The 22,778-nt window shown below is 70.6% G+C and carries 22 protein-coding genes; 10 read left to right on the top strand and 12 right to left on the bottom strand.

Annotated features, from left to right (window positions below):
• Positions 1-60: 60 nt before the first annotated feature.
• The gene (locus AB0I94_RS36700; RefSeq protein WP_363314121.1) at positions 61-1,080 is read left to right on the top strand and encodes an AsnC family transcriptional regulator; all 1,020 of its coding nucleotides are present in this window, start codon (positions 61-63) and stop codon (positions 1,078-1,080) included.
• Positions 1,081-1,108: 28 nt separating this feature from the next.
• On the opposite strand, the gene AB0I94_RS36705 is transcribed toward AB0I94_RS36700, so the two are convergent.
• From AB0I94_RS36705 to AB0I94_RS36720, 4 genes are all read right to left on the bottom strand, one after another.
• Positions 1,109-2,047 (bottom strand): sigma-70 family RNA polymerase sigma factor, encoded by a 939-nt coding sequence (locus tag AB0I94_RS36705; protein ID WP_363314122.1) that lies wholly within the window; start codon positions 2,045-2,047, stop codon positions 1,109-1,111.
• A gap of 10 nt (positions 2,048-2,057) precedes the next feature.
• Positions 2,058-3,251, bottom strand: coding sequence for an FAD-dependent oxidoreductase (locus tag AB0I94_RS36710; RefSeq protein WP_363314123.1), 1,194 nt, complete (start codon positions 3,249-3,251; stop codon positions 2,058-2,060).
• 153 nt (positions 3,252-3,404) lie between these two features.
• Positions 3,405-3,707, bottom strand: a complete 303-nt coding sequence (locus AB0I94_RS36715) for a hypothetical protein (RefSeq protein WP_363314124.1) — start codon at positions 3,705-3,707, stop codon at positions 3,405-3,407.
• Positions 3,708-3,805: 98 nt separating this feature from the next.
• On the bottom strand, positions 3,806-4,474 hold the full coding sequence (locus tag AB0I94_RS36720) for a DNA-binding response regulator (protein ID WP_363314125.1): 669 nt from the start codon (positions 4,472-4,474) through the stop codon (positions 3,806-3,808).
• A 79-nt stretch (positions 4,475-4,553) separates the two neighbouring features.
• Here AB0I94_RS36720 and AB0I94_RS36725 point away from each other — a divergent pair, with 79 nt between their 5' ends.
• The gene (locus tag AB0I94_RS36725; protein WP_363314126.1) at positions 4,554-5,429 is read left to right on the top strand and encodes an oxidoreductase; all 876 of its coding nucleotides are present in this window, start codon (positions 4,554-4,556) and stop codon (positions 5,427-5,429) included.
• Positions 5,430-5,445: 16 nt separating this feature from the next.
• Here AB0I94_RS36725 and AB0I94_RS36730 read toward each other — a convergent pair whose 3' ends face one another.
• Together AB0I94_RS36730 and AB0I94_RS36735 are read right to left on the bottom strand one after the other, a co-directional pair.
• A complete protein-coding gene (locus AB0I94_RS36730; RefSeq protein ID WP_363314127.1) occupies positions 5,446-5,820 on the bottom strand; it encodes an ANTAR domain-containing protein in 375 nt (124 codons plus the stop codon).
• 415 nt (positions 5,821-6,235) lie between these two features.
• Positions 6,236-7,006: an SDR family oxidoreductase gene (locus AB0I94_RS36735; protein ID WP_363314128.1), complete on the bottom strand. Its 771-nt coding sequence runs from the start codon at positions 7,004-7,006 to the stop codon at positions 6,236-6,238.
• Between the two features lie 102 nt (positions 7,007-7,108).
• Between AB0I94_RS36735 and AB0I94_RS36740 the strand changes: the two genes are divergently transcribed.
• Together AB0I94_RS36740 and AB0I94_RS36745 are read left to right on the top strand one after the other, a co-directional pair.
• A complete protein-coding gene (locus AB0I94_RS36740; protein WP_363314129.1) occupies positions 7,109-7,939 on the top strand; it encodes a helix-turn-helix transcriptional regulator in 831 nt (276 codons plus the stop codon).
• Positions 7,940-8,100: 161 nt separating this feature from the next.
• Positions 8,101-8,703 (top strand): DUF6417 family protein, encoded by a 603-nt coding sequence (locus AB0I94_RS36745; protein ID WP_363314130.1) that lies wholly within the window; start codon positions 8,101-8,103, stop codon positions 8,701-8,703.
• On the opposite strand, the gene AB0I94_RS36750 is transcribed toward AB0I94_RS36745, so the two are convergent.
• On the bottom strand, positions 8,681-9,223 hold the full coding sequence (locus tag AB0I94_RS36750; RefSeq protein WP_363314131.1) for a GNAT family N-acetyltransferase: 543 nt from the start codon (positions 9,221-9,223) through the stop codon (positions 8,681-8,683). The two genes, AB0I94_RS36745 and AB0I94_RS36750, sit on opposite strands and share 23 nt — an antisense overlap.
• A gap of 109 nt (positions 9,224-9,332) precedes the next feature.
• On the opposite strand from AB0I94_RS36750, the gene AB0I94_RS36755 reads away from it, so the two are divergent.
• Positions 9,333-9,935, top strand: a complete 603-nt coding sequence (locus AB0I94_RS36755) for a HutD family protein (RefSeq protein ID WP_363314132.1) — start codon at positions 9,333-9,335, stop codon at positions 9,933-9,935.
• Between the two features lie 69 nt (positions 9,936-10,004).
• On the opposite strand, the gene AB0I94_RS36760 is transcribed toward AB0I94_RS36755, so the two are convergent.
• The 3 genes from AB0I94_RS36760 to AB0I94_RS36770 all read right to left on the bottom strand — a co-directional run bounded on the left by AB0I94_RS36760 (position 10,005) and on the right by AB0I94_RS36770 (position 12,877).
• Positions 10,005-11,141: an LCP family protein gene (locus AB0I94_RS36760; RefSeq protein ID WP_363314133.1), complete on the bottom strand. Its 1,137-nt coding sequence runs from the start codon at positions 11,139-11,141 to the stop codon at positions 10,005-10,007.
• A gap of 52 nt (positions 11,142-11,193) precedes the next feature.
• Entirely contained in the window at positions 11,194-11,703 is a 510-nt protein-coding gene (locus AB0I94_RS36765; RefSeq protein WP_363314134.1) for a transglycosylase SLT domain-containing protein, read from the bottom strand.
• Between the two features lie 385 nt (positions 11,704-12,088).
• Positions 12,089-12,877: a helix-turn-helix transcriptional regulator gene (locus AB0I94_RS36770; protein ID WP_363314135.1), complete on the bottom strand. Its 789-nt coding sequence runs from the start codon at positions 12,875-12,877 to the stop codon at positions 12,089-12,091.
• An 84-nt stretch (positions 12,878-12,961) separates the two neighbouring features.
• Here AB0I94_RS36770 and AB0I94_RS36775 point away from each other — a divergent pair, with 84 nt between their 5' ends.
• Positions 12,962-13,765 carry a sulfite exporter TauE/SafE family protein gene (locus AB0I94_RS36775; RefSeq protein WP_363314136.1) on the top strand — a complete coding sequence of 268 codons (804 nt, stop codon included), beginning with the start codon at positions 12,962-12,964 and terminating at the stop codon, positions 13,763-13,765.
• Between the two features lie 173 nt (positions 13,766-13,938).
• Here the strand turns inward: AB0I94_RS36775 and AB0I94_RS36780 are convergent, their stop codons facing one another.
• Together AB0I94_RS36780 and AB0I94_RS36785 are read right to left on the bottom strand one after the other, a co-directional pair.
• Positions 13,939-15,054, bottom strand: coding sequence for a hypothetical protein (locus AB0I94_RS36780; RefSeq protein ID WP_363314137.1), 1,116 nt, complete (start codon positions 15,052-15,054; stop codon positions 13,939-13,941).
• A 501-nt stretch (positions 15,055-15,555) separates the two neighbouring features.
• A complete protein-coding gene (locus AB0I94_RS36785) occupies positions 15,556-16,485 on the bottom strand; it encodes a LysR substrate-binding domain-containing protein (protein WP_363314138.1) in 930 nt (309 codons plus the stop codon).
• Positions 16,486-16,612: 127 nt separating this feature from the next.
• On the opposite strand from AB0I94_RS36785, the gene AB0I94_RS36790 reads away from it, so the two are divergent.
• The 4 genes from AB0I94_RS36790 to cydC all read left to right on the top strand — a co-directional run bounded on the left by AB0I94_RS36790 (position 16,613) and on the right by cydC (position 22,689).
• The gene (locus tag AB0I94_RS36790; RefSeq protein ID WP_363314139.1) at positions 16,613-17,917 is read left to right on the top strand and encodes a cytochrome ubiquinol oxidase subunit I; all 1,305 of its coding nucleotides are present in this window, start codon (positions 16,613-16,615) and stop codon (positions 17,915-17,917) included.
• Between the two features lie 109 nt (positions 17,918-18,026).
• Positions 18,027-19,067, top strand: coding sequence for a cytochrome d ubiquinol oxidase subunit II (locus tag AB0I94_RS36795; RefSeq protein WP_363314140.1), 1,041 nt, complete (start codon positions 18,027-18,029; stop codon positions 19,065-19,067).
• Positions 19,068-19,142: 75 nt separating this feature from the next.
• Positions 19,143-20,960 (top strand): thiol reductant ABC exporter subunit CydD, encoded by a 1,818-nt coding sequence (gene cydD, locus AB0I94_RS36800; protein WP_363314141.1) that lies wholly within the window; start codon positions 19,143-19,145, stop codon positions 20,958-20,960.
• Between the two features lie 4 nt (positions 20,961-20,964).
• Positions 20,965-22,689, top strand: a complete 1,725-nt coding sequence (gene cydC / locus AB0I94_RS36805) for a thiol reductant ABC exporter subunit CydC (RefSeq protein ID WP_363314142.1) — start codon at positions 20,965-20,967, stop codon at positions 22,687-22,689.
• Positions 22,690-22,778: the final 89 nt, after the last annotated feature.

A 22,778-nucleotide genomic window follows, 5' to 3' on the forward strand; every position in this document is an offset into this window, starting at 1 on the left:
TGTGTAAAATCGCCGGAATCCTTCATCAGGACGCCTTCGACGCAGGATTCGGCACACCGCATGGATGCGCAGCAAACGCACACCCTGGACGAACTGGACCTGGCCATCGTGCATGCCCTCCAGATCCAGCCCCGGATCCCCTGGGTGCGGATGGGCGAGGTCCTGGAGGTCGACGCGGTGACGGTGGCGCGCCGCTGGGAGCGCATGGTGCGCGCGGGCGTGGCCTGGGTCGACGGCTACCTGTCGCCCGGCCACGACGAGGGCGTCTACGCCCAGATCGAGATCGACATGGACGGGCGGCTGAGCGAGGACACCGTCGGCCAACTCGCCCGCGACCCGCATGTACTGAGCCTCAAGCAGACGTCGGGCGGGCGTGACCTGCTCGCGATCGTCGGTGCCGCCGACCTCGACGGCCTCGCCCGGCTCTCCGGCGACCGGGTGTCGCAACTGCCGGGCGTGCGTGCCGTACGCAGCCATGTCATCACCGCGGCGCCCTTCGAGGGAGCCTCCTGGCGGCTGCGCAGCCTGACCCGGCAGCAGCAAAGTGCTCTGACCGTGGTGCGGCCCACGGTCCCCGACGAGCCGCTGCGGTCCCTCGACCGCCGGATCGCCCTGGCGCTCGGCACCGACGGCCGCATGCCTCTGACGGATCTCGCCGAAACCGTCGGTGCCTCGGCCGCGACGGTCCGGCGCCGACTACGGGTACTGACCGGGACCGGGCGCCTGTCGCTGCGCTGCGCGCTGGCCAGGCCGTTGACCGGCTTTCCGGTCTCGGTCGTCTACTTCGGGTCGGTGCCCGCCCAGCATCTCGACGAGACGGTGAGCGCCCTGCGGACCCTGCCCGGCCTGCGCATGTGCAGCATCACGGCGGGCGCGCACAACCTGGTGCTCGACATATGGCTGCCGGCCCTGTCCGAGGTCCACACCACCGAGGCGCTGCTCAACAGCCGCCTGGCCCACCTGGATCTGCGCATCACGGAGCGTGCCGTGGTGTTGCGTACGGTCAAGCACGTGGGGCGGGTCCTTGACCGCAGAGGCCACAGCGTGGGGTCGGCGCCGCTCAACTACTGGGATGCGTAGGGGTGTTCGCTTCGGGCGTCGTCACCGGTCACCACGCGCTGATGATCGGCGCGTCGGGCGCGTGTTGCCGCCAGGCCTCGTTGAGGCGTGCCAGTCGGCCCGCGGCGGCGAGCCCGTACAGGGACGCGACCTTGCCGTCGCTGACTTCGAACGCCACGGCGCCCACGACCCGGCCCTCGATCACCGCGACGACAGCCGGGGAGCCGTTGACCAGTGCGACATGCAGCGCGGGGGAACCGCCGGCCATCCGCCGCTTCGCCGCCGTGGGTTTGAAGCCCGCCCGCACGAAAGAGGCGACGCGCTCGCGCGTCGTGTACCGCAGTAGCCGCCTGGCAAGTCCGGCGCCGTCCGAGACCGCCGTCACGTCGGCGGTGAGCAGCGCCACCAGCCGTTCGGTGTGCCCCGACGCCGCGGCGACGAGGAACTCCTCGACGATCCGGCGCGCGGACGCGGTGTCCACCTCGCCGCCGCCGCGGCGCTGCGCGGCGACCCGGCGCCGGGCCCGGTGGACGTGCTGCTGGCTCGCGGACTCGGTGATGTCGAGAATCCCGGCGATCTCGGCGTGGGCGTACGAGAAGGCCTCACGCAGGACGTAAGCGGCCCGCTCGACCGGCGAAAGGCGCTCCATGAGGGTCAGTACGGCCAGGGTCACCGATTCGCGCTGCTCGAAGGTGTCCGCCGGGCCGAGCATCGGGTCGCCCTCCAGGAGCGGCTCCGGCAGCCAGGCACCGGCCGCCCGCTCGTGGCGCGCACGAGCCGAGCGGAGCCGGTCGAGACAGAGGTTGGTGACGACCTTGGTCAGCCAGGCTTCCGGCACCCCGATGCGTTCGCGGTCCGCGGCCTGCCAGCGCAGGAACGTGTCCTGCACGGCGTCCTCGGCGTCGGCGGCCGAACCGAGCAGACGGTACGCGAGCGAGGCCAGCCGGCCCCGGCTGGCCTCGAACTGATCGAGGGCTGTGCTGTCCATGCGGAACAACCTAGACGGTGGCCCTCACACCGGCTGCCCGGTCAGGCGCGGTGGACAGCCTGCGCTTGCGCTTCGGCATGCCGAAGGTCGGGTGGGCGATGCCAAGACCGGCCCCCTTGAGCACGCCCGACTTGAGCCGCGCCGCGGCCTTGCCGCCCAGGTACCAGGACTTCGACCGGGCGTCCCCGTCCACCATCTGGAAGATCGCGTCCCGCCGTCCGAGGCTGATGTGGTTGCCGTAATACTTCAGCCCGGTGGCCGGGACTTCCTTGCCCGTCAGGCGCGCGATGATCGCGCCTGTCGCCTGCATGTTGGTGAAGCCGGCCGAGGCGCAGGACATCGGCAGCGGCCGGCCGTTCTCGCCTATCGCGTACGCGCAGTCACCGGCGGCGTAGACGTCCGGGTGTGAGACCGACCGCATGGTGCGGTCGACGACGATCTGACCGGTGTCGGCGACCTCCAGGCCGCTGGCGGCCGCGATCGGGTGGACGGCGAACCCGGCAGTCCACACGGTCACTTCGGCCGGGATGGACGTACCGTCGGCGGCGATCGCCCGTGTCGGCTCGACGGCTTCGATCCCGGTGTGCTCGTGGACGGTGACGCCGAGCCGGTCGAAGGCCTGGCGCAGGTGGCCACGGGCCTTCGGCGAGAGCCAGGCGCCCAGCTCGCCGCGGGCGGCCAGGGCGACGGACAGGTCGGGCCGCGACTCGGCGAACTCGGTGGCCGTCTCGATGCCGGTCAGCCCCTCACCGACGACAAGGACGGTGCCGCCCGCGCTCAGGCCCGCCATGCGCTCACGCAGTCGCAGCGCCGAGGACCGGCCGGCCACGTCGAAGGCGTACTCGGCCACGCCGGGGACGCCATGGTGGGCGACGGAGCTGCCGAGCGCGTAGAGAAGCGTGTCGTAGGGGAGTTCGCCGTCTCCGTCGTCGCCGGTCACAGCGACCGTCCTGCGCTCGGGGTCGACGCCGGTGACACGCGCCAGGCGCAGCCGTACCCCGGTGCCCGCGAAGACGTCGGCGAGCTTGCGGACCGCGAGATCCTGACCGATCGCGAGCTGGTGCAGCCGCATCCGCTCGACGAAGACGGGCTCGGCGTTGACGACGGTGATCTCGATGTCGGCGGGTGAAAGCCGGCGGGCCAGGTTCCCGGCGGCGAAGGCTCCGGCGTAGCCGGCGCCGAGGACGACGATGCGGTGCTTCATGGCGTTGCTCCTGTCTCGTTCGCACGTGCCCCTTGAACGGGATGGCGCCACGATTGCTGACAGGAAGCGAGTGTGATGCGGGTCACCTGACTGAGGTGAGGGCTCTCGGCTTGCTTCATGACTGACGAGGCCACGCTGACCGGGATCTCCCGCTCAGGGATTGACGCAGACGAGCATGATGGCGGGGGCGAATGTGCCGAGGAGGCTGAGTGCCCAGTACTGGGGTGGCGGGAGGTGCGTCCTGCGCGCGAAGGGGCGGTTGACGGCCCACCAGAGGAAGCCGCAGCAGGCGATGGGGATTCCGAAGCCGACGAGAACGATGCCGAGGCCGTCGTTCTCCTCTGGCGCCGGGTGCGCCCAGGTCGCGCCGATGTAGTAGAGCATCCAGAGCGGGATGACGGCAGGGACGCCGAGCAGCAGGTTGACGCCGAATGCGGTGTACCACCGTCCGATCATGGCTTCCTCATCCCCGTGATCATTCACCGGGGACAGTAGCCGATGACAGCCGTGCTCGGTTCCGTGGCGCCTGACACGCGGTTCTCGCCGGTGGCCGGTCAGCTGCCGGTGAGGCCGCGGCGGCTCGCGTTGACGCCGGCCTGGAAGCGCGAGTCTGCTTCCAGTGCCGTCATCAACTCGGCGACCCGTCTGCGATAGGTCCGTACGGACATGCCGACGCGGCGCGCGCCCACGGCGTCGGTGAGGCCGGCCGCGAGTGCCTGCAGCACGGCGAGCGAGTCGGCGTCCAGGCCCTCGATCTCGCGTCGCAGATAGGCGTCGAGAGGGGTGCCGGCGTCCCACGTGGCGCTCATCAGCGCGTGTACGCCCCCGACGAGAGCCGGTGCGGTGGTGATCGTGAACTCACGGCCGCGGGCGCCACCGCGCCCGGCCAGGATCATCACCCTGCGGTCGATGATGATCGTCTCGTGCGGCAGCGTCGCGGCGCGGACCCGCACCTGCCCGCCGGCGGCCGCAACGGCGAAGAGGTGCAACCGCTGCTCCTCGTCGGCCAGCACGGCGGGGGTGTAGAGCTTGCGCACGACCATGCCGTCAGCGGTCCGCGGGCCAAGACGGCGCGCGATCGCCGCTCTGGCCTCGGGCCGGGACCAGGTGTGCAGGTCGTTGGCCGCGCAGAAGAACTCCCGCGTCGTCTCGCCGAACAACTGGGCGGTCCGCGCGACCAATTCCTCCTCGCCGTGCAGCGTCAGCGTCGTTTGGTCGGTCACCCTCCCAGTCTTCCTCACGATCGTGGCAACAGGTTGCCATCCGGACCGTCGGTGGCCGTCGCGGGTCGAGGCTGGGGACATGACCACACAGATCACGGCCGCTGCGAGCGGCCAGTTCATGCTCGGTGGCGACCTCCGCGTCAACCGGCTCGGCTTCGGCGCGATGCGGCTGGCGGCAGGCACTTTCGCCGGGCCGGCACGCGATACGCGGACCGGTGTCGCGGTACTGCGGCAGGCAGTCGAGGCGGGAGTCGACCACATCGACACGGCGGGCTTCTACGCTCGGGGCGACGTAAGCGCCAACGACCTGATCCGCAAGGCGCTCGCCCCCTACCCCGCAGCGCTGCTGATAGCCACCAAGGTGGGCCCGCTGCGCGGAGCGGACGGCATGCCCACCGGCCAGGCCGGCCCCGAGCAGCTGCGGGAGCTGGTGGCCGATGACCTGCGCGCCCTCGGGCTCGACCGGTTCGACCTCGTCTACCTGCGCGTCGGAGGCATGAGTGAGCCCGGCGGCGAGAGCGTGGCCGAGCGGTTCGCGGCGCTGGCGGAGCTGCGCGAGGAAGGGCTGATCCGCCACCTGGGAGTCAGCAACGTCGACGTGACGCAACTCGACGAGGCGCGGAGCGTCGCGCCCGTCGTCGCGGTGCAGAACCAGTACCACGTGCACCGCCCGGATGACGTCGCCGTACTCGCGCGCTGCGAGGAACACGGCATCGCCTACGTACCGTTCTTCCCGCTCGGCGGCGGCTTCGACCCGATCGAGCACGGCCGTCTCGCAGACATCGCCGAACGGCACGAGGCGACGACCACGCAGGTCGCACTCGCCTGGTTGCTCGCGAGTTCACCGAACATGCTGGCCATCCCCGGCACCGGCTCCCCCACGCACCTCACCGAGAACCTCGCCGCGGCAGGCCTACGCCTCGACGCGGCCGACCTCGCGCAGCTGAGGGGCTGAACGGCTTGATCGACGCTCACCCCGTAGCCGATTGCCGCCTTCTCAGTGCCTCGCCGAGCGCCGCGCGGACCGGGCCCGGCAGCGGCTCGCCCTCTGTTGTCGCGATCAACTCCTCCGCCACCGCGCGCAGTTTGGTGTTGGAGTGTTGCGACACCTCGACCAGGATCTCCCACGCCTCGTCCGGGGTACACGGCCCCAGCGTCATCAGCATCCCCCGCGCCTGGTCTATGGACGGGTGGGACTCCAAGGCGCGATGCAGGTGATTGACCTCTGTGCGTAGCGCCTTGATCTCGGCGATCTCCTCCGCACACCCATCGTCGGGGGCTTGCTGCCCGGGATCGCAACGAGGGTTCGGTTCAGATGTGTTGAGAGGGTCCGGTGAGGAAGCCACCCGCTCCGCCTATCGTCTCCTCGGGCCGCCTCTGTCGGGCCGGCAGAACCGTTGATGAGCCGAGCATCGCAGATTCTCGACACCTATGGCCATGGTTTGCGGTTCTGTGCATGCGGCAGCGCCGGTGGCTGTATGTCTCAACCAACCGGCGCCTACGTCGCACAGCGCTGTGCTTACGCAGCGATCGGGTAGCCACCCGCATTGATCCCAAACAGTGCGATGCCCGTCGGCGCGATGAGCGCGGAGAGCGGGTGACGGGGCTCGCCCCTGGGACATGGGGCCGATGTCGCCTTCGAGGCGGGTCTTGATGATCTGGGGGCGGCCCCAGAGGGCCAGGATTTCGTTCGCGACGGCCACGATGGGCAGCGGGTCCGGGTCGCCGTGCACCGCCCCTGACAACGGGCCCGCGGTGAGTTCAGCGCTGACGTACGGGCCGTACGACGATCTCGTTGACGTCGATGTCCGCCGGTTGCGCCAAGGCGTAGGAGACCGCGCCCGCGATGGCGTCGGGCGCGATCGCGTTGGCCCGGTAGGCGCGCATGGCCTCGGCGGCGCCGGCTTCGGTGATGGTGTGGGCCAGCTCGGAGTCGACCACGCCGGGCGAGACGGTCGTGACCCGGATCGAGGGGTCCGCCTCCTGACGCAGCCCCTCGGTGATCGCCCAGGCCGCGTACTTGGTGCCGCAGTAGACGGCAGCGGTCGGAACCACCTCGTGGGCACCGATGCTCGCGACCGTGACGAAGTGCCCCCCGCCCTGCGCGGTGAACACGGGCAGAGCCGCGGCGATCCCGTACAGCAGGCCGCGGACGTTCACGTCGATCATCCGGTCCCACTCGTCGACGAGGAGGGAGTCGAGTCGCGAGAGGGGCATGACGCCTGCGTTGCCGATGAGGACGTCGACGCGGCCGTGGCGGTCACGAGCGGCCTCGACGAAGGCCGCGACATCCGCGCGGTCCGTCACGTCCAGCAGCACAGGCTCCAGCGCGCCGCCGGAGCGGGATGCCGCTTCGGCCGTGCTCTTCTCCAGTTCCCGCAAGCGGTCGGTGCGGCGCGCGCCGGCCACCACTGTGTGTCCCTCGGTCACCAGTCGTGCGGCGATGGCCGCGCCGATGCCGCTGCTCGCGCCGGTGACGAGGACGACCTTGCGGTCGGTGGGTGCGGCGTATTCCGTTTGTCGTGTGGTCATGTCGTCGAGGCTGGCCCGGCGGGAGCTTCGGCGGGAGAGGTGCCGTTCTCCTGGGTGCGGCGCACCCAGGAAGCGCGGCGGGCCCCGGCCTAGCATGGGCGCATGGCACGCTCCGAGCTCAGCGCATATCTCACCACCCGGCGCGCCCTCGTCACCCCTGCCGAGGTGAATCTCCCCGTCACGGGGCACCGCAGGGTGGCGGGGTTGCGGCGCGAGGAGGTGGCCCTGCTCGCCGGGGTCAGCGCCGACTATTACGTACGCCTGGAGCAGGGGCGGGAGCGCTCGCCCTCCGCGCAGGTGCTCGATGCCCTGGCCGCCGCACTGCGGCTGGACGAGGACGGCCGGCTGCACCTGTTCCGGGTCGCCGGGATCGGCCCACGCGTCAGGACCGCCGCGGTGACAGACCGCGTCGAGCCCGGTCTGCTGGCCCTCATGGACGCCTGGCCGCACAATCCGGCCGTCGTCTACAACCGCGCGTATGACGTCCTCGCCTCCAACACGATCGCCGACGCGCTCTTCCACGGCTGGACGCACTCGCACAACCTCATGCATGTCGTGTTCACCGATCCCGCGGCCCGCGCCTTCTATCGCGACTGGCACGAGGTCGCACGCAACTCCGTGGCCGGTTTCCGGCTCGGCCACGGAGTCGCTCCAGATGATCCGCGGGTACGGCAAGTGCTGGGCGAACTGCTGGAGCGGAGCCCTGAGTTCGCCGAGCTCTGGGCCCGACACGACGCCCGGGGCAAGGCATTGGAACGCAAGCGCTTCCAGCATCGCGAGGTCGGGCCGCTGACGCTGACCATGCAGACCTTCGACGTCCGCTCGGCCCCCGGCCAGGAACTCGTCGTCTACCACGCGGAGCCTGCCTCTCCCAGCAGCGAGGCGCTCGCCCTGCTCGGCTCACTGGCTGCGACCTCGCGCCGAGAGCCCTGAGTCCGTACCCGAGCCGACGCACTGGCGTTCACGGCCAGAACAGCGGCTCTTCAGCGGCTCTTCAGCGGCTCTTTTAGGAGGAGACCAACTCAACACCACCCCTTGAGGCACAGATGCGCGCTAGCGTCGCGGCAACGCACTGTTCGGCGGGAGGGGCAGGGATGCGGCGCTCGGCTGGGCATTTCGCGCTGCTGCAACGGGTGGCCGACATGCAGCGCACCACCGATGGATGGGCCACGGCAGGGCCCGGACTCGATGAACGTACCGCGGGCCCGCTGGTGAGACTCGGGCTGGCGCGGGTGGCATCCGGCGAGGAGCAAGTAGAGCTCTCCGCGAAGGCGGGCCGACCGGTTCTGTGGGCGCTGCGGCTGACCGCCGACGGGTGGGACGCGCTCCTCTACGCACAGGTACGCGCCACTCCCCCGGCCGTCGAGGATCCCGTGCCGGGACTGCAACAGGTGGGCCTGCGCCGCGCGGAGTTGGACGCCCTGAGGCGGTTTGTCGAGTTGCGCGGACGCCTGCACCACGGGCCCGCGTCGGGTCTGCGGTCAGCGGTGGAGGCGGCCCGCTACAACGCCGCGTCCAACAGGTGGGTCGTGTATGTGACCGGAGAGCAGATGCGGTCGATGGCACGCGCGTTCTTCCTCGAACGGCTCGGCGGATCAGCCGCACCCGCCAACCGGTTCGCCCGTGTGTACGGGGTGAGCTATCCGCCCCCTGCGCTCCTCCCCGTCCCTGAGCTCAAAGGGGAGCGAGAAGCATGAGGATCTCGTCACGATCGTCACCTTCGGCGAGCCGCAAGGAAGCCGGCCACCGGCCGACCTCCTGCCAGCCCAGGCGTCCGTAGAAGTCTTCGAGACCGACCCCGCCCCGGGCCGCGAGGCGAAGCTGCTCCAGACCCATCTCGTCCCTGGCCACCCTTCGTACTTCACGCATCAGGGCAAGTCCGATGCCGCGCCCGCGTACGGCGGTGCGGGTCTGGACGTGATGCAGGGTGCCCCAGTGTGCGATCAGCTCGAACCGATCGCGGCGGACATGGAGCCAGCCCACGAGTTCGCCGTCCGTCGTTGCCGTGAGGAGGCGGCTGGTGTCCGGGGAAAGTGCGTCGATGATGCGATCGAGGGCCGGAGCCACTGTGGCGACGTCGACCGGCGGGAACGGAAAGCCGGCCGCGCCACCCGCGTTGGTGACCTCGGCCCAGCACTCGGCGAGGGCGCGACGGAGCCGAGGAGCGACGTCGCCCGGAGTGGTGAACTGCTGCAAGGTGAGGGAATCGGCGGCCATCCCAAGATCATGGCACCCGCCTCTGACACTCCGGTGCGCCCCGCAACCGCATGGCATGAGCACGTAGGCTGGCGCCCGGCCGGACGACGGAAGAAGGAGGCGGCGCCGTATGGGCGGGGATGTTCTGCGCTGGAGCGAGTACCGCAGCATGCCGTGGAAGAACGGCGGCGGTGTGACCCGGGAAGTCGCGTCGGGCGCCGTACGGGCGCCCTTGGCCTCACCGGAGCTCTCGGACGGCTTCGACTGGCGGGTGAGTATCGCGGATGTGGACGCGGGCGGACCCTTCTCTCCCTTTCCCGGGATCGACCGCGTGATCACCCTGGTCGAGGGCGAAGGGATGGTGTTGACCGTGGACGGTGCCCCTCAACTGGTGGAGCCGTTGCGTCCTTTCGCCTTCTCCGGTGACGCGACGACGGACTGCCTGCTGAAGGCCGGAGCGGTGCGCGACATGAATGTGATGACGCGCAGGGGCCGCGCGACGGCGCAGGTGCGCATCATCACCGTGGCTGCCGACCGGCTAGCGGAGGTGGCGTGCGCGGCGGGCGAGACCCTGCTCGCCATGGCCGCCACCGAGGGGATCACCGTCGGCGGACCCGATGGGCGGGAGACCGCGCTCGGCCGCCTCGACTGCGTACGTCACGAAGGAGCCGGGGCGCTGAGCCTCGCAGGCGAAGGCGTCGTGGCCGGGATCAGGATCAGCGCGACGCGCTGACGGCGGGATCCGCTCGCTCCGGGGCGGCTGCGCGACCGTCGCGCCGCGCGCCCGGGGTCCTCGGTCGGGTCAGGTGCCCGCCGTCACCGGAGAGTCGCTCCGGTCACCCACCGAGTCCCGCGTCGCGGACTTCGGGATGGGCCGGTCGTGGCGCAGGGCGTCCCACACCCGGTGTGAGGCCTTCTTCAGCGGCAGGACGCGCCCCGAGTCCTGGGAGTCGTAGGTGACGGGCATCGTGACCATGTTGGTGTGGTCGGGGCTGATGCCCTTCAGCTCCTTGGCGAGACCGAGGAGCTTGTCCGCGGACGCCAGCTCGGAGTCCGCGCTGATGGTCTTGGTGGCGGTGTCCGCCAGGTCGTAGGACTTGGCGGGGCTGCCCAGCGGGTCGACGGTGTCGGCACGGTGGATCAGCGCCTTGATGAACGCCTGCTGGAGCTGGATGCGGCCCAGGTCGCTCCCGTCACCCACGCCGTGCCGGGTGCGAACGAGCTCCAGTGCCTCCTTGCCCTTGAGCGTGTGCTTGCCGGCGCTCAGGGCGAGCCCGCTGTTGGGGTCGTGTATCGCCTTGCGGGTGGAGATGTCCACGCCGCCGAGTTCGTCGATGAGCTTCTGGAATCCCTTGAAGTCGACTTCCAGGTAGTGGTTCATCCGAACGCCCGACATCTTCTCGACCGTCTTCACGGTGCAGGCAGGGCCGCCCACCTGGTACGACGAGTTGAACATGGCCTGCTGCGCGCCGGCCGCCCTGCCGCCGTGCGGCTTGGCGCACTGGGGCCGCTCGACCATCGTGTCGCGCGGAATGCTGACGACCGAGGCCTTCTTGTGGGTCTTGTCGACGTGCAGGACCATCGCCGTGTCGGCGCGGGCTCCACTGATGCCGCTGCCGTAGCGGCCGTGCGTTCCCGCCCGGGAGTCGGACCCGAGCAGAAGGATGTTCATCGAGCCGTCCTTCTGCTCGCTGGGCCGGTCTTTCCCGAGGGCGGCGTTCACGTCCGTGCCCTGGATGTTGCCGTTGAGGTGCTGCCAGGCATAGGCGGCACCTCCTCCGCCGATCAGGACCAGTCCCAGTGCGCTCCACGTGGCGTACCGCAGGGTCTTCTTCTTCGGCTTGCGCCGGGAGCGCCGCGCCCGCGGGGGCCCGTAGTCGGGCACTGCGGGGCCGTCGGCCATGCGCGCCTGCTGCTCGTTGCTGCTCTCGTGCGGCATGCGCTGCCCCTTCTCTTCGACCGGTGGCCCGGTGGGTTCCTCGACCGGTGGCTCAGTAGGCGGAGTCGACGTTGTCGATCGAGCCGTACTTGTCGGCGGCGTAGTTCGCGGCGGCGGTGATGTTGGCGACCGGGTCGGTCAGGTCATTCGGCGTGCCCTTGACGTGGTAGGCGTCGAAGGTGGGCTGAATGACCTGGAGCAGGCCCTTGGAGGGGGTGCCGTTCTGGGCATTCACGTCCCAGCCGTTCTGGGCGTTCGGGTCACCGGCGGACTCACGCATGATGTTGCGGTGCAGACCCTCGTAGGAGCCGGGGATGCCCTTGGACTTCATGATGTCCAGGGACTCCTTGATCCAGCCGTCGAGGTTGTCAGCGTAGTTCTTGTCGGCCGCGGCGGCCTGGGAGACCTGCTTGCTCACGGCGGCCGGCTCGGCGGCGTGGGCCTGCGAGGGAACCAGCGTGAGGGCGGCGGCCGCGGCACCTGCGGTGGCGATACCGGCGACGGAGATCTTGCGCAGTCGGGTGATGCGGCCGGGCTTGGTCTGCGTCTGAGCAATGGCCATGCGGGGGTAACTCTCCCATGCGAAGTGGTTGGGGAGGCGCGGTCGAGGCGGGCGATTTCGCCCGATCGATCCCGGCTCTCCGGAACTTCAGCAAGGGTTAGCGGTGGTCCGAGCTGGACGCAATGATGTGACGTACTACCCGGGTACGCAGGTCGCCCTGGTCGGACACCGCGCAGGCGACTCCGGGCCCGCCGCGCGCACGCCAGGGGGCTACTACCGTCCTTAGCATGTGACGTGGCTCCTATGGGTGGGCTCACAGCTCGAGCGGTATTTGGCAGGAACCCGGGGCGTGGAAATGGCGTCGCGGGGGCAGACGAACGCGACTCGACACCGTGACGACACGACTCGACACCGCCGCCGGGCGCATTGTCAGCGAACGTGCAGCTCAGGAGGGTTTTTCTCCGCCGCGCCGGGGGCTTTTGGCGAAGCGGGACGGGGGCGTGCCGAAGGCGCGGGTGAAGGCGGCGGTGAACGCCGCGGGAGAGGCGTAGCCGATGCGGCCGCCGACCTCGCTGACCGATGCGGTGCGCAGGAGCGGGACGGCCGCGAGCAGTCGGGCGCGGCTGCGCCAGACGGCGGGGCTTTCGCCGGTCTCGGAGCGGAACCGCCGGGTGAAGGCGCGTTCGCTCATGGTCACCTGGGCGGCCCATGCGGCGTTGGTGGCGTCGGCGTCCGGGGCGGCGAGGTACGCGCGGCACAGGCGCGCGAGGTCCGGGGAGGCGGGAATCCCGACGTGGAACGGGAGCGGAGCGCGCTCGGCGATCTCGTGCAGGAGGAGTGCGGCGATGCTTCCCTCGCGCCCGGCCAGACTGTAGTCGGACGTGAACTCGACGGCGGCCAGGAGCAGTTCACGCAGCAGCGGTGGAACGTCCACGACCGTGCAGGTGGCGGGCCACCACGGGACGGCATGCGGCTCGATGTACAGGCTCCGGGTGCTGACCCCCTCCATGCGGACCCGGTGCCGCGTCACGGGCGGGATCAGCACGGCGCGCTCGGGCGGCACGGTCCAGGTCCCCTCGGCGGTGTCGACGACCATGACGCCGGTGGCGCCGTAGAGAAACTGGGCCCGCCGGTGTTCGTGCCAGTCGAGTACGTGGCCGGGAGGGTAGTCGGTGCCGATCGGCAGGACGGCCCGGTCGACGTGGTCGACATCGGCCAGCGGGACGTTCTTCACCCGCCCACCCTAATGGCCGACTCGCGATGAAACTGTGCCGACCATCGCATGCGGGCAATTCGTCACGGCTGGTGGGGTGGACTCATGGACTTCGTGACGTTGATCGGGGTGGGGCTCCTCACCGGGGTGACGACCGTGCTGTTCGGCTTCGGCGGAGGATTCGTCGCCGTACCGGTCGTGGTGTGGGCCGACGCCGCTCTCGGCACGGACGCGATGCGGGTGGCGACGGCCACCTCGGCCCTGGTGATGGTGGTGAACGCGGCGTTCGCGACGGCAGTCACGCCGCGACGGGTGCTCCTGGCGCTTCGCGGCAGCGGGGGGCTGCTGCTCCTGCTGGCGGCCGGAGCCGCGGCAGGCGCGCTGGCCACACGCCTCGCCCCGGCCGGTCTGGTCCGGTGGGCCTTCATCGCGTACGTCGCTGTCACCATCGCGGACCTGCTGCTGCGCCCCGGATTCCTGCGCCCGCGCTCCGGGGGCGGGACGGCATCCGATGCCACACGTCCGCTGCCGATGCTTCTGGGCGCGCCGATCGGTGCGGTCGCCGCCTTCCTCGGCGTGGGTGGCAGCGTCATGACCGTTCCCGCGATGCGGCGGGCCGGGCACACCATGCGGATGGCCACCTCGCTGGCCAACCCCCTCACCCTGGCCATCGCGCTCCCGGCCACCGTGATGTCCCTGGGGGTGGCGGCGGTGCCCTCAGCGGCGGGCGCACCAGTGCACCTGGTGGGCCTCCTGGACGTCCGTGCCGCCTCGGCGCTGCTCCTGGGCGCTCTGCCGGTCATCGCGGTGCTGCGGCGCAGCCCGCCGCGGATACCCGACCGTCTCCACGCCTGGACCTATGTCGGGCTGCTCGGCGTGGTGACGGTGGCGATGGGGCTCACGGCGTGAGCGGTGAGCGGTGTAGGTGCCGATGATGCAGGTGCCGATGATGCAGGTGCCGATGCCGGAGACGGCCGTGTTCAGCCGAAGCACGGTCCCGGAAGAACGGCTGTCCCCCCGGCGCGGCGCCGTGCTCGCGCTCACCGGCCTCGCCGGGAAACGCGAGCACCTTCCGTCCACGCCTACAGACGCGGGGTGGCGTTCCGGTTGGCCGCGGACCTGACGCCGGAGACCGTGAGCGCGACCACCAGCAGTGCGGCCAACGTAGCGGCCACCGCCGTCAGCGCCGGAATCGGCGCTGTCACCCCGTCGGGCCGCAACACATAGGAGAGCGTCGTGGAGTTGACCCGATCGTCCACGAGGTGGCCGACGGTCACCGCGCCGGCGACCAACGTGCTCACCACGGCGACGATCGGCGACCCGCTCAGACACAGCGCCACACCCGAGAGCGCACAGACGACGGAGACCCCGAGCGCGGCGAAGAGACCGACGGTGGACGCGTCCGACCAGTTGACCGGGAAATGGGCCGCGGCACAGAGGAGAAGTAGCACGCCCGCCACGCGCCGCAGCCACAACAAGGGCGTGGTGACCTGTGCTGCCATGGCCTGCATGGCCTGCGCGGCCGGGGCCGCGGGGTAGCCCGCATCGGCGCCGGTGGGCGGCGCGAGCGGCGCGTCCGGGATCTTGACCTCGGGGTTGTCGGCGTCCTTTTGTTCCTTGAGGCTGCCGATCAGCTGCATCAGATCCTCGACCGATCTGGTCGTGCCGGCGGCGTGCACCGCCTCGGCGCTGCTGCGCGCATCGTGCGGAGGGCGGGACAGCAGGTGAACGAGACGGCTCACCTCCGGAACGGGTCGTTCCTCGGCGGCGTGCCGAATGGCCTCGTCCATGTGGTCGGCGGGGTGCTCGGGCGGGCCCAGCAGTTCTACCAGCCGGGTGACGTCGTCGACGGAGCGGGCCACGGCGGCCAGGCGGAGCACCGATGCGGCGGTTGTCACACCCTCAGGCGACTGCTCCAGGAGAGTGACGAGGTCGACGACGTCGTCAAGCGGCCTGGACACCACAGCGACACGTATGAGTTCTTCCACCGTGTCCTCGTGAGGGCCCGGTCCCGCCTGCTCCGAGGGTGCGTCGTCCGTGTCGGGCGCCTCTCGCGGGGGCCCGTCGTCGTCGGCGTACGCGGCCTGCTCCTGCGGCACGTGCTCGGTGTCCTGTTCGAGTGCCTGCGGCCACGCGGCGGGCTGGTGGGAGGGTGGAGCGCCGAGCTGCGCGGTGCCCCAGTGAACCGTCGTCGACACCAGAGGCTCACCGGTCCCGGAAGTGTCCCCTGCGGCAGAGAATGACTCAGCGGCCATTTTCGCTTCTCCATTTCAGCGGGACGTCCGTGCCCCGCACGTGATCGTGTCCTCCGTTCTATGCATGCTTCTCTCGCCCCGCCACCGGAAAGAGCCGCCCGGCGGAGCCGGATCGTCTCCTTCGGGGGACTTCCGCGGACCCAGGGCTCCAGAAAGAACGGCAACCCACGCGCCGCGTTACGAGCGGTGTGGGGGCGAGAATGCACTCCGGCAGGACAGCGGAACCGGCTGACCGTGGTCGCCGCGAGGGGGCCACAGCCGGAGCGTGCGCCCCGCCCGGGCGAACTCCCCTCACTCCCCAGCGGGACGCACTCCCTCGACAGGCACCCAGGGGTGCGGGACTCCCCCTGTTCGGGACGGCGCCCGGAGGGGCCTTTGAGCCCTCTCGTGCGGCGTTCCCAGCTTTGGCGGGCCGAATCGCCCGGCGAGTAGCTCGTCGGCGCGTCAGGACGGATCGAGGACGCCTTCACCCCGCGCCGCGGGCATGCGATGGGTCATGAAAGGCCTCCCTGCGATGAACCCCCTGAACTTCAGCGCGGCTTCGGACAGGTAGGCGTCGCGGCTCCACACCAGAGTGAGCACCCGCTCGCAATCGGGCGCGTCCAGACGGACCCAGGCGACCGGGACCACGGCATCCGTCCCGGCGCGGCGGGACATCGCCGGGATGAGGCCGATGCCGAGCCCCGCACTGATCATGTCCTGACTGGCGCCCGGTTCATCGCCCTCGCAGGACAGCAACGGGGTGAGCCCCTCGGCCGCGAACAATCGGTCGAGCAGGGTGCGCTGCCAGTGTCCCGGGCGCGTGGTGACAAAGGGCTCGTCGGCGATCTCGGGGATCGTCACGCTCTCCCGGCCGTCGAGCCAGTGCCCGGGCGGTACCGCAAGCAGCACCTCCTCGCGGGCGAGTTCGACCGACTCGAGATTCGTGCCGGTCAGCGGCTGGGAGGCCACGCAGAAGTCGACCTCTCTAGTGCGCAGCCGGCGGTCCATCTCCTGCGCGGTCGACTGGAAGAGCCGTACGTCCGCACGGGGATGATCGGCCCGGAAGCTGCCCAGCAGGTGAGTGACCGTCAGCAGAGTCTCAGAGGCCACGCTCACCCGCCCGAGCCCGGTGTCACGGGCCTCTCGCACGGCTCTGCGGCCGTCGTCGAGTTCGCTCAGGGCGCGCTCCACATGCCGCAGGAACATCGCGCCGTACGGATTGAGCCGGATGCGGCGCCCCTGCCGGTCGAAGAGCGGGGAGCCGAGCTCGGACTCCAGGCGCGCGATGGTGCGGCTCAACGAGGGCTGGGCGACGCGCAGTTCCTGCGCGGCGCGGCTGATGTGCTCGAAACGGGCGACGGCCTGGAAGTAGCGCAACTGCAGAAGATCCATGATCCACCTTCACTTATGCCTTCCGAGCCATCTTCACATGGCAAAACAGGTCTTGGATCGCATAAGCGATTCTCCCTACGGTCTTCCTCAGAGCCACCGTCCCGGCATCCCCGAGAAAGGTCCCACCATGAGCGCTGCGGATCTGGCGCGACTCCAGTTCGCGGCCACGACAGGCATCCACTGGCTGTTCGTGATCCTCACCATGGGGCTCGTCCCCCTGGTGGCGATCATGCACACCCGGGCCGCGTACACCCGCGATCCCGCCAAGAAGGCCGTCCGCGAACGCATGACCCGCTTCTGGGGACAGCTCTACGTCATCAACTACGCGGTCGGCATCGTCACCGGCCTGGTCATGGAGTTCCAGTTCGGGCTCAGCTGGAGCGGCCTGAGCAAGTTCGCGGGCAACGTCTTCGGAGCCCCACTGGCCCTCGAGACCCTCATCGCCTTCTTCGCCGAGTCCACCTTCCTCGGCATGTGGATCTTCGGCTGGGGCCGCCTGCGCAGGGGCGTGCACGTCACGCTCATCTGGCTGGTCGCCCTGACCGCGTACGCCTCCGGGTACTGGATCATGGTCGCCAATGGCTTCATGCAGAACCCGGTCGGCTACGAAGTACGCGACGGCGCAGCCTACTTGACCGACTTCGGCGCCCTGCTGACCAACTCCAGCGCCCTGATCGCTCTCTTCCACATCGCACTTGCCGCGCTGACGACGGGCGGCGTCTTCATCGCCGGGATCAGCGCCTACCACTTCCTCCGGCACACCAAGGAGGTCGCACTCTTCCGCGGTTCCATGCGCCTGGGCCTATGGGTGGCCATGGTCGCCTCGTTCTTCGTCGTCGTCGTCGGCGAGATGCAGCGGCCCGTGATCGAGCGGACCCAGCCCATGAAGGACGCGGTCCTGGAGAACAGCGGCGTCGCAGAGGTGCAGGCGCAGCTCGTCAAGGAGCACGGGCCCGGCGACTACGTTCCCTGGCAGGACACGATGCGGATCTCGATGGACGTGATGACGATCATCGGCAACACCGTGTCCACCCTTACGTTCATCGCCGTCATCCTGCTGTGGAAGAACCGGCTGACGCGCTGGCGTCCCGCCCTGTGGCTGCTGGTCGCGACGGTCCCGTTCCCCTTCATCGCCTCCGTGGGCGGCTGGGTCGTCCGCGAGGTCGGTCGGCAACCATGGCTCGTCTACGGCGAGCTGTCGGTGGACGACGCTCTCTCCCACGTCGGTACGGCCGCGCTGGCCGTCTCCTGCACTGTCTTCATCGCCGTCTTCGTCGCCTTGGCGGTGACGAACTGGACACTGATCACCCGCTTCGCTCTTCGGGGCCCCGGCGCCACCCAGCTCGGCACCACCGAACCGCTCCCCGACGACGTGCCTGAGGGGCAAGGGGGCGGCTCCGACGAGCACAAGCAGCCGGTCCCGGTCCTCTGACACAACCGACCGGCGCCGCCGACACGACCGATATGACCTCCCCGCTGCCCTCCCTCCTCCGCGATGCCTCCCTGCTGTACTCCCCTGCGGTAACGGAAAGTTGATCGAAATGACTCTGGAGACCGCCTGGCTGGCCCTCCTCGGCCTGCTGCTCGCCGGGTACTTCGTGCTCGGCGGCTACGACTACGGCGTACAGATGCTGCACCCCTTCCTCGGCGGCCGAGGTGACCGAGGCGGTCGGGAGGGTGCGCACCAGCCCACCGGCCAGAACGCCGCCCTCGACGCCATCGCGCCCTTCTTCCTGGGCAACGAGGTCTGGCTGGTCGCCTTCGCCGGCGTGCTGTTCGGCGCCTTCCCGCACCTCGAAGGCACTCTCCTGCCCGGCCTGTATCCCCTGATCGTGGCGATCCTCGTCGGCCTGGTCCTCGGCAACGCGGCCGTCCAACTGCGGCGTCGCGCCCGCGGCGTTCGCGGGCGCCGCTGGTGGGACGCCCTGATCGTGTTCGGCGGCACGCTGCCGGCCGTCTGCTGGGGGCTCGTCGTGGGCCTGCTGCTCCACGGCGTGCCCCGACGGGCCGACGGAAGCTTCCACATCGGCTTCGGCGATGTGTTCACACCGTTCACGCTGGCGTGCGGCGCCACCACCGCGCTGCTCTTCGCGGCGCACGGGTCCGCCTTCGTCGCGCTGCGCTCGGGCCCGGAACTCGCCTCCAGGGCGCGGCACTTGGGCGCCTCACTGCTCCGTGGGGCCGCGGCCGTGGGCGCCCTCGCGCTGCTCCTCACGCTCTTCGGCGCGGGTGCCTCGATGACGAACCGCGCCACCTCGGCGGTCATCGCCTCCCTGTTCGGGGCGGCGCTCGCCGGTGCGTGGTGGCACTTCGCCCGCGGGAACGACATCTCGGCGTTCGCGGCCACCTGTTGCGCGACGGCGCTGCCCGTACTGCTCCTGGGGGCAGGCCACTATCCGTACCTCCTGATCTCCTCGGCCGGCGAGGGGCTGACCATCGGGCACGCCGTCACGGACGGCACCACGCTCAAGATCCTGAGCGCGTTCGGGGTCCTCGTGGTCCCGACCATCCTCGCGTACCAGACATGGAGCTGGTGGGCCTTCCGAGGCCGGACCGGCCACCGTCACCCCAGTTACTTCTGATCCTCGGGAAGCGCCAAGAGCGCAGCGCCGAGAAGGAAGCGCCGAGAGCGAAGAGGACCACAGGATGAGGACCAGATGAAGCCCGTCGAACGACGGCTGATGCGTGAACTGCCGTTGTTGCGGCGCCATATGACGCGCTCCTCGGCGCTCGCAGTCCTTGCCGCCGGGCTCATCGTCGCCCAGGCTGTCCTGCTGGCGGCGATCCTCGCGGACGGCTTCGCCGGGCAGCCGTTCCCGGTCGCGCCGCTGGCCGCGCTGGCCGGGGTCATGGCGCTGCGCGCGCTGCTGGCCTGGGCCCGCGGAGTGCTCGCGCAGCGCACCGCGGCCGACGCCAAACGCACACTGCGCGTGAGGATCACCGATCGGCTGCGGCACACCAGCCCGCTGCGGCTCACCGCCGGTCGCCACGGCGAGACAGCCACGCTGCTGACCCGGGGCCTGGACGCTCTGGACGCGTACGTCGTCGGCTACTTGCCCACGATGGCTGCCACCGCTGTGGTGCCCCTAGCGGTCGTCGCGTGGCTGACGTGGACGGACTGGACCTCCGCGCTGATCATCATCGTGACGCTGCCGCTGATCCCGGTGTTCGGTGCGCTGGTCGGCGCCCACACCGCCCGCAGGACCGCCCGGCAATGGCAGTTGCTGTCCCGCCTCGGCGGTCACTTCCTCGACGTGGTGGCGGGGCTGCCGACGCTGCGCGCGTTCGGGCGCGAGCAACACCAGGCGCGTGTGGTGCACGAGATGGCCGATGCCCACCGGAGAGCCACCATGCGCACGCTGCGCGTGGCGTTCCTCTCGTCCTTCGTCCTGGAGACGGTGGCCACTGCCTCCGTGGCGCTGGTGGCCGTCCCGGTCGGGCTACGGCTGCTCGACGGAGAGGTGGACCTGCGTACGGCTCTGGTCGTGCTGTTCCTGGCCCCCGAGGCCTATCTGCCGTTGCGTGCGGCAGGGGCCGCCTTTCACGACAGCGCCGAGGGCATCGCTGTGGCCGAGCGGATCTTCGCCATCCTCGACGATGTCGACACCAACGCCAACGCCGGCACCGATGCCTACGCCGATGCCGAGAGCGGTACCAATACCGACGTCGACGCCCCTTGCGGCCATGCCGGATACGACGACTCCGATGACCATGGCAGGGGCGCGCCCACGGCACCCGCCGTTAACCACCGACCGGTGCCCGACGTCCGCGCGGCGGACTTGTGCCTGGAAGACGTCTCGGTCCATTACCCGGGCCGTGCCACCCCCGCCCTCCGCCACGTCTCCCTCTCCCTGCGGCCCGGCGAACGCATCGCCCTGATCGGACCGAGCGGTGCGGGCAAGTCCACACTCCTCGCGCTGCTCCTCGGCTTCACGCGCCCCACGTCAGGCCGTGTCACCGTCGGCGAAACCGACCTCGCCGCCCTCGACCCCGACCCGTGGCTCTCCCAGGTGGCCTGGGTGCCCCAACGCCCCCACCTGTTCGCCGCTTCCATCGCGGACAACATCCGCCTGGCACGCCCCGACGCGAGCGACGCAGAGGTGCGCCGGGCGGCACGCGCCGCCTACGCCGGGCACTTCATCGAGGAACTGCCCCAGGCCTACGACACGATCCTCGGCGAGCACGGCACCGGGCTTTCGGCGGGGCAGCGCCAGCGGATCGCCCTGGCCCGCGCCTTCCTCAAGAACTCCCCCGTACTGCTCCTGGACGAACCGACCGCCCATCTCGACGCCGACAGCGAGGCCTTTGTCACACGCGCCACGGTGCGCCTCATGCGCGGCAAGACCTCCATCGTGGTCGCTCACCGTACGAGCCTGCTGCCTCACGCCGACCGGATCATCACCGTGGAAGCAGGCGTCCTCACTCCGCCCGCAAGCCCTGTCCACCCCGACTCGCCCGCACGGAAGGCTTGGTGACGCCATGACCCTCCACGCCGCCGCCCGCCCCCCGGCACCCGCTCCGCACCCCACCCTCCGCCTTCTGTGCCACCTCCTGCCGCACTGGCGCCGCCTGCTGCCCGCCACTCTCGCCTCGGCCGGCAGCGAGCTGGCTGCCGCCGCGCTGACGGCCACCGCCGCCTGGCTGATCACCCGAGCCGCCGAACAGCCCCCGCTCGCCTCGGTGAGCCTGGCGATCGTCGCCGTCAGGGCCCTCGCCCTGGGGCGCGGAGCGCTGCGCTACGTCGACCGGCTACTGGGGCACGACGGCGTACTGCGGGCCGTCGCGGGCTTCCGCACCCAGGTGTACGAGGCCCTCGTGCCCCTGGCTCCAGCGGGCACCCCCGCTTTCCGCAGCGGCGATCTGCTCACCCGCCTGGTCGACGACGTCGACGCCGCGCAGAACCTCCTGCTACGCGTCTTGATCCCTGCCGCAGCCGCCTGCACGGTCGCCGCCACCGCCACCTCCCTGGCCACGGTGTTGCTGCCGCAGGCGGGTGCGCTCCTTGGGCTGCTGCTGGCCGTGGCGGGGCTCATCGTTCCCGCCTTGGTTCTCGCCCTGTCCCGCAGGACGAGCCGCTCGGAAAAGGCGGCACGCTCCGAACTCGCCTCACTCAGCCTGGACTTGACCCGGGGCGCGGCAGACCTCGCCGCGTACGGAGCCCTGGGCCGCGCCCACGAGCGGAACCGCCGCGCATGTGACCGGATCGCCGCGCTGGAGCGCCGGGCGGCCTGGGCCACGTCGATCGCCTCCACCACGGTCCTGCTCCTCCAGGCCACGGCGACGATCGGCGTGACCTGGCTCGCGCTGCACGCCCACACGGCGGGGAACCTGTCCGCCGTGCACCTCACCGTCCTCGCGGTGCTCGCGCTGGTCTCCTTCGAGGCTCTGACGCCGTTGCCCACCGCCGCACGCCACCTCGCCGAAGTGCGGGCCGGCGCACGCAGGTTGGCCGATCTCCTCGACACTCCGCCGCCTGTCACGGACCCAGCTACGGCCGCCCCCCTCCTCACCACCCGCGCACCGGTCGGCGTGGACATCACCGACCTGCGCGTACGTCACCTTCCCGACGGTCCCGCGGCCCTGGACGGAGTGAGTCTGCGCCTGCCGCCGGGCTGCCTGACGGTGCTCCTGGGCGCCAGCGGCTCCGGCAAGTCGACGCTGGTCGCCGCACTCATGCGATTCGTGCCCTACGAGGCCGGGAGCATCCGTGTCGGCGGACGCGAACTCCGTGAGTGCGCGGGAACCGACGCCCGCCGCGCGATCACCGGCATGACCCAGGACGCCCACGTCTTCCACACCACCATCCGCGCCAACCTCCTCCTGGCCCGCCCCGACGCCACCGACGCCGAGCTGCGCGAAGCCGCCCGCAGAGCCCACCTTCTGACCTGGATCGAATCGCTCCCGGACGGCTGGGACACCCTCCTCGGTGAGAACGGCTCCGCCATGTCCGGCGGCCAACGCCGACGCCTGCTCCTGACCCGGGCCCTGCTCGCCGATCCGCCCGTCCTCGTCCTGGACGAACCCACCGAAGGACTGGACGACGACACAGCCGAGGCCGTACTCGCCGACATCCTGCACGCCACCCACGGCCGCACGACGCTCCTGATCACCCACAACGCCTCGAACCTCACCACCGCCGACCAGACCCTCACCCTGGCCCACGGCCGCATCACATCCCCCTCGGTCCGCTTCTCATCACATTGACAGGTCTCTGTCGACATGTTGCTATGAGGCGCCGCTCAGCCGGAGTTGCGCAGGTGGTTTGCCGCTCGGACCCCGGCCGCATCGGCAGC

The sequence above is a fragment of the Streptomyces sp. NPDC050147 genome (assembly GCF_040660195.1).
In the GTDB taxonomy this organism is placed as follows: domain Bacteria; phylum Actinomycetota; class Actinomycetes; order Streptomycetales; family Streptomycetaceae; genus Streptomyces.

What these genes read in the sequence shown, in the direction of transcription:
- AB0I94_RS36700 (WP_363314121.1), top strand. Translation starts at nt 61, where the DNA reads ATGGATGCGCAGCAAACGCACACCCTGGACGAACTGGACCTGGCCATC.
- AB0I94_RS36705 (WP_363314122.1), bottom strand. Translation starts at nt 2,047, where the DNA reads ATGGACAGCACAGCCCTCGATCAGTTCGAGGCCAGCCGGGGCCGGCTG.
- AB0I94_RS36710 (WP_363314123.1), bottom strand. Translation starts at nt 3,251, where the DNA reads ATGAAGCACCGCATCGTCGTCCTCGGCGCCGGCTACGCCGGAGCCTTC.
- AB0I94_RS36715 (WP_363314124.1), bottom strand. Translation starts at nt 3,707, where the DNA reads ATGATCGGACGGTGGTACACCGCATTCGGCGTCAACCTGCTGCTCGGC.
- AB0I94_RS36725 (WP_363314126.1), top strand. Translation starts at nt 4,554, where the DNA reads ATGACCACACAGATCACGGCCGCTGCGAGCGGCCAGTTCATGCTCGGT.
- AB0I94_RS36735 (WP_363314128.1), bottom strand. Translation starts at nt 7,006, where the DNA reads ATGACCACACGACAAACGGAATACGCCGCACCCACCGACCGCAAGGTC.
- AB0I94_RS36740 (WP_363314129.1), top strand. Translation starts at nt 7,109, where the DNA reads ATGGCACGCTCCGAGCTCAGCGCATATCTCACCACCCGGCGCGCCCTC.
- AB0I94_RS36745 (WP_363314130.1), top strand. Translation starts at nt 8,101, where the DNA reads ATGCGGCGCTCGGCTGGGCATTTCGCGCTGCTGCAACGGGTGGCCGAC.
- AB0I94_RS36750 (WP_363314131.1), bottom strand. Translation starts at nt 9,223, where the DNA reads ATGGCCGCCGATTCCCTCACCTTGCAGCAGTTCACCACTCCGGGCGAC.
- AB0I94_RS36755 (WP_363314132.1), top strand. Translation starts at nt 9,333, where the DNA reads ATGGGCGGGGATGTTCTGCGCTGGAGCGAGTACCGCAGCATGCCGTGG.
- AB0I94_RS36760 (WP_363314133.1), bottom strand. Translation starts at nt 11,141, where the DNA reads ATGCCGCACGAGAGCAGCAACGAGCAGCAGGCGCGCATGGCCGACGGC.
- AB0I94_RS36765 (WP_363314134.1), bottom strand. Translation starts at nt 11,703, where the DNA reads ATGGCCATTGCTCAGACGCAGACCAAGCCCGGCCGCATCACCCGACTG.
- AB0I94_RS36775 (WP_363314136.1), top strand. Translation starts at nt 12,962, where the DNA reads ATGGACTTCGTGACGTTGATCGGGGTGGGGCTCCTCACCGGGGTGACG.
- AB0I94_RS36785 (WP_363314138.1), bottom strand. Translation starts at nt 16,485, where the DNA reads ATGGATCTTCTGCAGTTGCGCTACTTCCAGGCCGTCGCCCGTTTCGAG.
- AB0I94_RS36790 (WP_363314139.1), top strand. Translation starts at nt 16,613, where the DNA reads ATGAGCGCTGCGGATCTGGCGCGACTCCAGTTCGCGGCCACGACAGGC.
- AB0I94_RS36795 (WP_363314140.1), top strand. Translation starts at nt 18,027, where the DNA reads ATGACTCTGGAGACCGCCTGGCTGGCCCTCCTCGGCCTGCTGCTCGCC.
- cydD (WP_363314141.1), top strand. Translation starts at nt 19,143, where the DNA reads ATGAAGCCCGTCGAACGACGGCTGATGCGTGAACTGCCGTTGTTGCGG.
- cydC (WP_363314142.1), top strand. Translation starts at nt 20,965, where the DNA reads ATGACCCTCCACGCCGCCGCCCGCCCCCCGGCACCCGCTCCGCACCCC.